Below are 9215 nucleotides of genomic sequence, written 5' to 3' on the forward strand. Positions count from 1 at the left end.
GGCTTATATTGTAGGCGGAACGCCACCAACTTCAAACTGTTGTGGAATTCGGACGTTTTGGTTAGCCTAGTAAGCCTCTTTCAGCACAGGGAATCACCATGAGCCGCTTTGCCGCCCCCATCGCCGAGCAGATCTGGGACATGAAGTACCGCTTCAAGCAGGCGGATGGCACGCCCATCGACCTGACGGTCGAGGACACGTGGCGGCGGATCGCCCGCGACCTGGCGAAGGTCGAGGAAGACCCGGCACTGTGGGAGCAGAAATTCTACGAGGCTCTGGAGGATTTCAAATACCTGCCCGCCGGGCGCATCACCGCGGGCGCGGGAACCGCGCGGCAGGTGACGCTGTTCAACTGTTTCGTGATGGGCACCATCCCCGACAGCATGGGCGGCATCTTCGACATGCTGAAGGAGGCCGCGCTGACCATGCAGCAGGGTGGGGGGATCGGCTATGATTTCTCGACCATCCGTCCGCGCGGCGCGGATGTGAAGGGCGTGGCGGCCGATGCCTCGGGACCGCTGTCCTTCATGGATGTCTGGGACGCGATGTGCCGCACCATCATGTCCGCCGGCTCGCGCCGGGGCGCGATGATGGCGACCATGCGCTGCGACCACCCGGATATCGAACAGTTCATTTCGGCCAAGTCCGACCCGGCCCGCCTGCGCATGTTCAACATGTCGGTGCTGGTGACGGACGCCTTCATGGAGGCGGTCAAGGCCGATGGTCCATGGGAACTGGTCTTTGACGGCAAGATCTATCACACGGTCCAGGCCCGCGACCTGTGGAACAAGATCATGCAGGCCACCTATGACTATGCCGAGCCGGGCGTGATCTTCATCGACCGGATCAACCAGGCCAACAACCTGAGCTATGCCGAGACCATCTCCGCCACCAACCCCTGCGGCGAACAGCCCCTGCCGCCCTATGGCGCCTGCCTGCTGGGGTCGATCAACCTGGCGCGGCTGGTGACGGCGCCGTTCGAGACCGAGGCCCATCTGGACGAAGAGGCGCTCAAGGGCCTGGTCGCCACCGCGGTGCGGATGATGGACAACGTCGTGGACGTGTCGAAATTCCCGCTGCCGGAACAGGCGGCCGAGGCACAGGCCAAGCGCCGGATCGGCCTTGGCGTCACGGGTCTGGCCGATGCGCTTCTGATGCTGGGCCTGCGCTATGGCTCCGAGGAGGCGGCGCGTCAGACCGAGGACTGGTTGCACGCGATCGCCCGCGCCGCCTACCTGGCGTCGGTGGACTTGGCACGCGAGAAAGGGGCCTTTCCCCTGTTCGACGCCGAGAAATTCCTGGCCAGCGGGACCATGCAGCACATGGACGAGGATGTACGCGCGGCCATCCGCGAACACGGCATCCGCAACGCGCTGCTGACCTCGATCGCGCCGACGGGCACGATCTCGCTCTATGCCGGCAATGTCTCGTCGGGGATCGAGCCGGTCTTTGCTTATACCTATACCCGCAAGGTGCTGCAGAAGGACGGGTCGCGCAGCGAGGAAGAGGTCGTGGACTACGCCGTTCAGATGTGGCGCGACAAGTTCGGAGATGCCGAACTGCCGGACTATTTCGTGAACGCGCAGACATTGACGCCGTCCGAACATGTCCGGATGCAGGCGGCGGCGCAGAAATGGATCGACAGTTCGATCTCCAAGACGATCAACTGCCCCGAGGACATATCGTTCGACGCTTTCAAGGACGTGTACATGCAGGCCTGGGACCAGGGCTGCAAGGGCTGCACGACCTATCGGCCGAACGATGTGACCGGATCGGTGCTGAGTGTTTCAGAGCGCCCCAAGAACCTTCCGCTGGATTTGCCTACGATATCCGCAAGGCTCAACTGGGCGCTAAAAAACTCGAATTTTTCTTCGCCTTCCGAGTTGGCTGACGCCGCGGGCATAGACCGTCCAAACGTCAGTCGCTACCTGAATGGAAAAAGGGATCCGTCCAAGCTCCACGCACCGAAGCTGGCGGCAAAACTTGACGTCCCCACAGGTTGGTTGCTTTTTGGGGAAAGTGACAATGTTCCCGAAGTAATCACTTCTAAAGACGCCGAACCCCAAACACCCCACGGCGATGTCATCTACATGTCCGAACCGCTGGACCGGCCGCCATCGCTGGAAGGATCGACCTACAAGCTGAAATGGCCCGACAGCGAACACGCCATCTATCTGACGATCAACGACATCATCATCGGCGGCCGCCGCCGTCCGTTCGAGGTGTTCATCAACTCCAAGAACATGGAGCATTTCGCCTGGACCGTCGCGCTGACCCGCATGATCTCGGCGGTGTTCCGGCGGGGCGGAGACGTGTCCTTCGTGGTCGAGGAACTCAAGGCCGTGTTCGACCCGCGCGGCGGCGCCTGGGTCAAGGGCAAATACATCCCCTCGATCCTCGCGGCCATCGGCGGCGTGATCGAACAGCACATGGTGTCGATCGGGTTCCTCGAAGGCGAGGGCATGGGCCTGAAATCCGACCCGCAGGCGCAGGTGGTCAACACCGACGCGCCGCGCGGCCGCGCCTGCCCGAGTTGCGGCCAGTACGACATGCAGATGATCGAAGGCTGCCTGACCTGCCGCAGTTGCGGATATTCCAAGTGCGGCTGAACCGGCCGAGGTCAGGTTGGTCGGCTACCTTAGAGCCCTGGCCTGCGCCCTAATGTAGTCCGACGCAGCCTGCCGCGAAGGCAGGCGGTTCTCGGCCAGCAGTCCGATCTGCCAGGCCAGGCGCAGGGCGTCGGGGTCGGACCTGACCGCCTGCAGCCGGGCCTCGAAATCCGACTGACAGGTTTCATGCGCCTCCCGGACCCCGGGCAGCGCGAGCAGCCGGTCCATCGATTCCCGCGTGGCGTCCAGCATGGGCAGGATGCGCGGATTGCGTTCGGTGTTCCAGTTGCGCTCGACCCAGTAATCCAGCCCGATCGGCTTGTGCATGTGGTTGGGCAGCCCGCGTTGCCGCTTGACCAGGAACTCGTCGATCGACCGCAGGGAATAGTGGTTCAGTCCGATCCTGTCCTCGCCGCGGGCAAGGCCATAGAGCCTGATGCCGTTGGCCTGCCGGGCAAACGCCTCGGGCAGGGGCGCGCCGTCCGCACCCAGCCAGATCGGCGCCTCGGACCCTTTGGGGCGCTTCGGGCGGTGAACGCCCAACTTCTCGAAACGCTGCGGCCGGAACAGCGTCTTGAACAGGTGCGCGAGCGGAAAGTGCAGGTCCACAGGCGCCGCGTGCAGGAACCGCTCGGGGGTCAGCCCGGTCTCGCGTTTCGCCGCCCCGCCCGAACCGAACAGGCGCCAGGGCACGGCCAGCGCATCGAACCGGCCCGCGCGCGCCTGGAACCCGTCGATCAGGTGGGCAAGCGTTGGCACGTCCTCGGGCAGCCACAGAAACTCGTCGCAGTCAAAGAACATCACCCAATCGGCCTCGGCGACCCGCGCGTGGCCGGCCGCGAGTTTCAGGGCCTGCCACTGGGCCGAAACCTTTTGCGTGTGCCGAAACGGAACATGCGTGACCAGACCGTTCGAGGCCAGCCTGTCCAGCAGCTCGGGGCTGCTGTCCGTGCAGTCATGGGTGAACACGACGAAATGCCCGAACCCGCAGGCGGCATGATGCGCAATCCACTCCAGAATGTACGACCCGTCGTCCCGCAAACAGGTTGCAGCAACGATGTGGGGAAGAGAGCGGTCGCCGGCCATCACAGGGCCGTGGTAGCAACCTGTTCCCCGTGGTTCAAGCGCACACCGCAGGGCCTCGCAAGACACCGGCGCCGTGATCCTTGCGGACTGTGCGGCCTCGTTCATGGCGCCGCCGACAGGGCGCGTTGGCAAAATTGCCATAATCGCGAGAAATCGGCGGATCATCTTTTTTTGGCGTTAACGACCTGTTAACTTTTGCCCAACAACGAGCGCAGGATGCAGGCAAAACGGGCGGATGAGGGTGCGAGTTCAGGAAACCTTTGTCATTTCATGGTCACAAACCGAGCTGGATGGGCTGGAAGCGGCGCCTTTGACCGCACTGGTCGAAGGGGCTGCATGGTCGTGGCGCGGTCAGACCCAGAAGGTGGGCGGATTGGATTATGCCGGCGTGGCGCGCGCCGCCCGGGCACAGGGACCGCAACCCGTGCCGGATCGCGACACCGCTGGTCATTTCGACGCTCAAGCCTTTGACCCGGACAACGCTTGCTGTTTCACCCTCACGAACGGCGCACGATCCTTTGTCGCCAACGTTGTGCCCATGCCGGGCGAGGGTCTGCCCGTGCTGGTTTTTTCCAGCGCCGTGCCCGACCGGGAGACCGAATTCTGGGTGGCGCACGAAACCCTGTCCGGCCTGCTTCGGGGCGATGCGCTTCCGGTCTTTCCCGAACCCGGGCGGCCGATCGTCGTGCCCGGTCTTTCGCACCTCAACCCGGATCGTCCGGATGCGGCCCGCCTCGACGATCTGGAAGAGTCCGCGACTTCGGGGCTCGGTTCGAACGTACTGGGCTTCCCGCGCCGGGTACGGGCAGGCGGATAATTCTACCGCGCGCAGCGATGCGGCGTCCGATCCTGCCGGCAGCCTTTGACAGGAAATCCTGCAAACGTCTGTTGACTCTGTCCGATCCGCAGATATAAGCGCGGCTTCATTGGTGTTGGTGGCCCCCGCAAGGGGATGCCTGTCATGGGGAAACCCAAGAGGACAACGCCCTTCATAGCGGCCCCGTTGGGCCTCGACAAACGAAGGAGATCAGCCGTGACCAAACGCACGTCTGCCAAGTACAAGATCGACCGCCGGATGGGCGAAAACATCTGGGGTCGTCCGAAATCCCCGGTCAACCGCCGCGAATACGGCCCCGGCCAGCACGGCCAGCGCCGCAAGGGCAAGCTGTCGGACTTCGGTCTGCAGCTGCGCGCCAAGCAGAAGCTCAAGGGCTACTATGGCGACCTGACCGAAAAGCAGTTCCGCCGCATCTACGCCGAAGCCGAGCGTGTACGCGGCGACACCGGTGAAAACCTGATCGGCCTGCTCGAGCGTCGCCTGGACGCCGTCGTCTACCGCGCCAAGTTCGTACCGACCGTGTTTGCCGCACGTCAGTTCGTGAACCACGGCCATGTCAAGGTGAACGGCAAGCGGGTGAACATCCCCAGCTACCGCGTCAAGGAAGGCGACGTGATCGAGGTGCGCGACAAGTCCAAGCAACTGGCCGTGGTCCTGGAAGCGGCCTCGCTGGCCGAGCGCGACGTGCCGGATTACCTCGAAGTGGATCACTCGAAGATGACCGCGACCTTCGTGCGCACGCCGTCGCTGGGCGACGTGCCGTACCCGGTCATGATGGAGCCGAACCTGGTCGTCGAATTCTACGCGAAGAACTGATCTGCGCCAGACAGTTTCTCCAAAGGCAAGGCCGCGCTGATCGCGCGGCCTTTTTCGTGCGTGCTGCGCGACCGGTATCCGCCCATGGCCCGATCGTGTCAGGCCGTTTCTTCCGTCAAGCACCGTTGCAAGTCGGCAATCCCCGACCCGGACAATCGAACGCGCTCGGGCTTCATTCTTTTGCCGAATTCGCGCCGAACAAGCGCCCGAAATGATACGTTAAAGTTGTATTCACCGTGAGCCGCCACTTGCCTCCAGCGCAAATGTCTGTCAGTCAAAGCGGTGTGACTCCAAATGGCTCCCTGGGCTCCGTTGCGGAGAAGGGTGACGGTCTGCACATGTGGAGAGTTTGGAAAATAAAGTAGATAGTCCAATGTTTTGTAACGGGGATCGGGATTGCCATACGTAACGGATTGGACCGCGCTGAGAACGGATCGCGCATTTGGACCCTTGGGGCCGCATGTGCAGGCGCCGGCGGTCGTGACATACAGCTTCTACAACCATAGCAACATACCGTCGGTCGGCAGCCTGCCGGAATATGCCCGCTCGACCCGCCCCCTGACATACCACGAAAAGCAGACTTTCCGCACGGCCATCGAACACTTCGAACGCAGCGCCGGCCTGATCCTGGTCGAAGTGCCCTCGGGCGGCAACGTCAACGTGCACGCGGTCGAAGGATCCATGTGGGGCGGCTGGACCTACCTGCCCTACCGAAATGCGCAGTTCGACCTGGTGCTGCAAAGCATGAACCTCGGCACGATGCTGCACGAGCTCGGCCACGCGATGGGGCTGAAGCACCCGTTCGAAGGCCCGATCCAGCTGGTTCCGAGCCTCGACAACAAGACCAACACCATCATGTCCTATACCGGGTACTCGAACCGTCTGGGGCCGATGGACGTGCAGGCTCTGGTCGATGAGTACGGCGCGGCCTTCGACACATCGACTTGGTTCATCCGGGCCAGAAGCGGCGAACTCGAGATTCGTGCGGACGATGGCGACAACATGATTACCGGAAACGGCCTGCTGCGGAACGTCTATTACGGGTACGGAGGCAACGATGTCCTGATCGGCGAGATCCAAAACGACCTTCTGGTCGGCGGCGCGGGCTCGGATGAACTGTACGGACTCGATGGCGCGGATTCCATTTTCGGCGGCGACGACGCCGACACCGTCTTTGGAGGGTTGCACGACGATCTTCTGGGCGGCGGCGCCGGCGACGACCATCTGGAAGGCGAGGCGGGAAACGACCGTATGTTCGGTTCTTGGGGCAACGACACGATCCTTGGTGGCGAAGGCCACGATCTGCTGGGCGGCTTCCACGGCGATGACCTGGTCATGGGTGGCACCGGCAATGACGAGCTGTGGGGCTCTTACGGCAACGATACCGTGAACGGCGGCGCCGGCTCCGACACGATGGGCGGCTTTTTTGGCGACGATCTGATGATCGGCAATACCGGCGCGGACGAAATCTGGGGCGCGGCGGGCAATGACACGCTGAACGGCGGCGACCACAACGATACGCTGGGCGGGGGGCTCGATGCCGACGAGGTGCTCGGGGAAGCCGGTGACGATCTGATTTGCGGCGGCGACGGCGACGATCGGCTTTTCGGCGGCACGGGGAACGATACTTTGTATGACGGGTCTGGCGACGATACCCTGGCCGGCGGTTCGGGAAACGACACGTTCTTCCTGGCGGCGGGCGCGGATGTCATCGTATTTTCGCCCGGGCTGGATACTGCCTTTGACTTCTCGGCGGCGTTCGACCGGGTCAGCTTCTCGACCTCGGTTTACATCGTCGATCAGGCGGACCTTTGGGCCGACCACCTGTCCGAGCTTTCCGGCGGCGTATTGATCGCGGATCTGTTTGGAAGCACCCTGTTCCTGAGCGGCGTGTCCCTGATCGACCTGACGGCGGATACGTTCATCTTCTGATCCCACCGTCAGAGCGGCAGCGGCCGCCCCTCGGCAATCGCCTCCATGGCGAAATACGAGGTCACGCTGTCCAACTCGACCTTCGAGATCAGCCGCTGATAGACCCGGTCGTAGGATGCCATGTCCTGCGTCACGACCTTGAGCTGATAGTCGTAATCGCCGCCGATGCGGTGGAAATCCACCACTTCGGGAATCGTCAGGACATGGCGCCGGAACGCCTGCAGCCATTCCGCGGAATGGTGCCGGGTGCGCAGCATCACAAAGACCACAAGGCTGAGGCCCAGATTCTCGCGCGCGATCCGCGCCGTGGAACCCTGCAATATGCCGCCCTCGGTCAATGCCTTCAGCCGCCGCCAGCAGGCGTTCTGCGAAAGCCCCACCCGATCCGCAAGGTCACGCTGGGACAACGTGGCGTCCGTTTGGAGCTCCTTCAGGATGCGCGTGTCAATCTGATCGATTTTTCCAGCCATTTCGAAGCATATGACACAAAAAATCGCAAGATGGAACAAAGAAAGGTGAAGTTTTTGCGGTTTCTCTCAATCACATTGGATTGGCAATCAGGAGCCCGCGACATGACCCTTTCCGCTTTTCGTGCAGCACTCGAGACCACCACTCACGGCGACAGCCTGCGCGACGGATTGATCGGTGAGAACGTTCTCATCCCCGGTCTGCACGGGGACGTACCGCTCGTCTATGCGGATTACGTCGCTTCGGGCCGCGCGCTGCGGCAGGTCGAGGACTTCGTGGCCGAACACGTGCTGCCATTCTACGCCAACAGCCACACCGAAGCCTCCTATTGCGGTTCCTACATCACTCGGCTGCGCCGCGAGGCCCGCGCCGAAATCGCCCGTCTCATTGGCGCCGGGGAAGAGGACGCGGTGATCTTCACCGGTTCGGGCGCCACTGCCGGGCTCAACCGGCTGGTCAGTTTGTTGGGAGTTGGGGAGGCTGACCGGCCGGTTGTCTTGATCGGTCCTTACGAGCATCACTCGAACATTCTGCCCTGGCGCGAGAGCAAGGCGGAGGTGATCGAGATTCCCGAAGCCGCCGAAGGCGGCCCGGACCTGGCCGCGCTCGAAACGGCCCTCGCGACCCATGCTGGGGCCGACCTGGTGATCGGATCCTTCTCGGCCGCCTCGAACGTGACCGGGATCGTCACCGACCCTGACCCGGTGACGCGCCTGCTCAAGAAACATGGCGCGCTGGCGGTCTGGGATTATGCCGGTGGCGGACCGTACCTGCCGATGGACATGGGGCCGGCGGATGCGAAAAAGGATGCCATCGTCGTGTCCCCGCACAAATTCCCGGGCGGGCCGGGCGCATCGGGCGTGCTGGCGGTCAACGCGGCCGCCGTGAAACGCCGCTGCCCCAGCTGGCCTGGCGGCGGCACGGTGTCTTTCGTCTCGCCCTGGCGGCACGACTACTCGGCGGATCTGGCCGCGCGGGAAGAGGCGGGCACGCCCAACGTGATCGGAGATATCCGCGCGGCCCTGGCCTTCATCGTCAAGGACGTGGTCGGAACCGAAGAGATCGCGCGGCGCGAAGCCCAGTTCAACCGCATGGCGCTGGAGGGTTGGAAGGACAACCCGCACCTCACTCTTCTGGGTGCGGACAAGCCGCATCGCCTGCCGATCTATTCCTTCCTCGTGCGCGATGCGGCCGGCGCCCCAGTGCATCAGCAGCTTTTCACCCGGATGCTGAGCGACATCTACGGCATCCAGGCGCGCGGCGGCTGCGCTTGCGCCGGCCCATATGCACACCGGCTGCTGGGCATCGACCGCGCCGCGTCCGAGGCGCTGCATACGGCGTTGGAGGCCGGCGAGGAACTGAAGAAGCCGGGCTGGGTGCGTCTGAACTTCTCGTACCTGATGACCGAAGAAACGGTGCAGTACATCATCGACTGCGTGAACGACCTGTCACGCCGGACCGAGGAC

7 protein-coding genes are annotated in these 9215 nt (G+C 63.2%); 5 read left to right on the plus strand and 2 right to left on the minus strand.

From position 1 onward, the window contains the following. The first annotated feature begins 98 nt into the window (after positions 1-98). A complete protein-coding gene (locus AC2FNJ_RS14220) occupies positions 99-2609 on the plus strand; it encodes an adenosylcobalamin-dependent ribonucleoside-diphosphate reductase (protein WP_496765118.1) in 2511 nt (836 codons plus the stop codon). Positions 2610-2633: 24 nt separating this feature from the next. Here AC2FNJ_RS14220 and AC2FNJ_RS14225 read toward each other — a convergent pair whose 3' ends face one another. Beyond that, positions 2634-3695 (minus strand): glycosyltransferase family 2 protein, encoded by a 1062-nt coding sequence (locus tag AC2FNJ_RS14225; protein WP_496765119.1) that lies wholly within the window; start codon positions 3693-3695, stop codon positions 2634-2636. 235 nt (positions 3696-3930) lie between these two features. Here AC2FNJ_RS14225 and AC2FNJ_RS14230 point away from each other — a divergent pair, with 235 nt between their 5' ends. The 3 genes from AC2FNJ_RS14230 (at position 3931) to AC2FNJ_RS14240 (ending at position 7281) form a co-directional block, all read left to right on the plus strand. Then, positions 3931-4512 (plus strand): hypothetical protein, encoded by a 582-nt coding sequence (locus AC2FNJ_RS14230; protein WP_496765120.1) that lies wholly within the window; start codon positions 3931-3933, stop codon positions 4510-4512. 216 nt (positions 4513-4728) lie between these two features. Then, complete coding sequence (gene rpsD / locus AC2FNJ_RS14235; RefSeq protein WP_496765122.1) at positions 4729-5349, plus strand: 30S ribosomal protein S4; 621 nt, start codon at positions 4729-4731, stop codon at positions 5347-5349. Positions 5350-5829: 480 nt separating this feature from the next. After that, on the plus strand, positions 5830-7281 hold the full coding sequence (locus tag AC2FNJ_RS14240) for a hypothetical protein (RefSeq protein WP_496765123.1): 1452 nt from the start codon (positions 5830-5832) through the stop codon (positions 7279-7281). A gap of 8 nt (positions 7282-7289) precedes the next feature. Here AC2FNJ_RS14240 and AC2FNJ_RS14245 read toward each other — a convergent pair whose 3' ends face one another. Then, positions 7290-7751 (minus strand): Lrp/AsnC family transcriptional regulator, encoded by a 462-nt coding sequence (locus AC2FNJ_RS14245; protein ID WP_496765124.1) that lies wholly within the window; start codon positions 7749-7751, stop codon positions 7290-7292. Between the two features lie 102 nt (positions 7752-7853). On the opposite strand from AC2FNJ_RS14245, the gene AC2FNJ_RS14250 reads away from it, so the two are divergent. Then, positions 7854-9215 (plus strand): aminotransferase class V-fold PLP-dependent enzyme (locus AC2FNJ_RS14250; RefSeq protein ID WP_496765125.1); only part of this gene is annotated, 1362 nt, incomplete at its 3' end.

The organism is Ruegeria sp. BHSB196 (assembly GCF_059613135.1).

Bases quoted from the DNA above. Each gene is read 5' to 3' on its own strand.
- AC2FNJ_RS14220 (WP_496765118.1), top strand. From the start codon at position 99: ATGAGCCGCTTTGCCGCCCCCATCGCCGAGCAGATCTGGGACATGAAG.
- AC2FNJ_RS14225 (WP_496765119.1), bottom strand. From the start codon at position 3,695: ATGGCCGGCGACCGCTCTCTTCCCCACATCGTTGCTGCAACCTGTTTG.
- AC2FNJ_RS14230 (WP_496765120.1), top strand. From the start codon at position 3,931: ATGAGGGTGCGAGTTCAGGAAACCTTTGTCATTTCATGGTCACAAACC.
- AC2FNJ_RS14245 (WP_496765124.1), bottom strand. From the start codon at position 7,751: ATGGCTGGAAAAATCGATCAGATTGACACGCGCATCCTGAAGGAGCTC.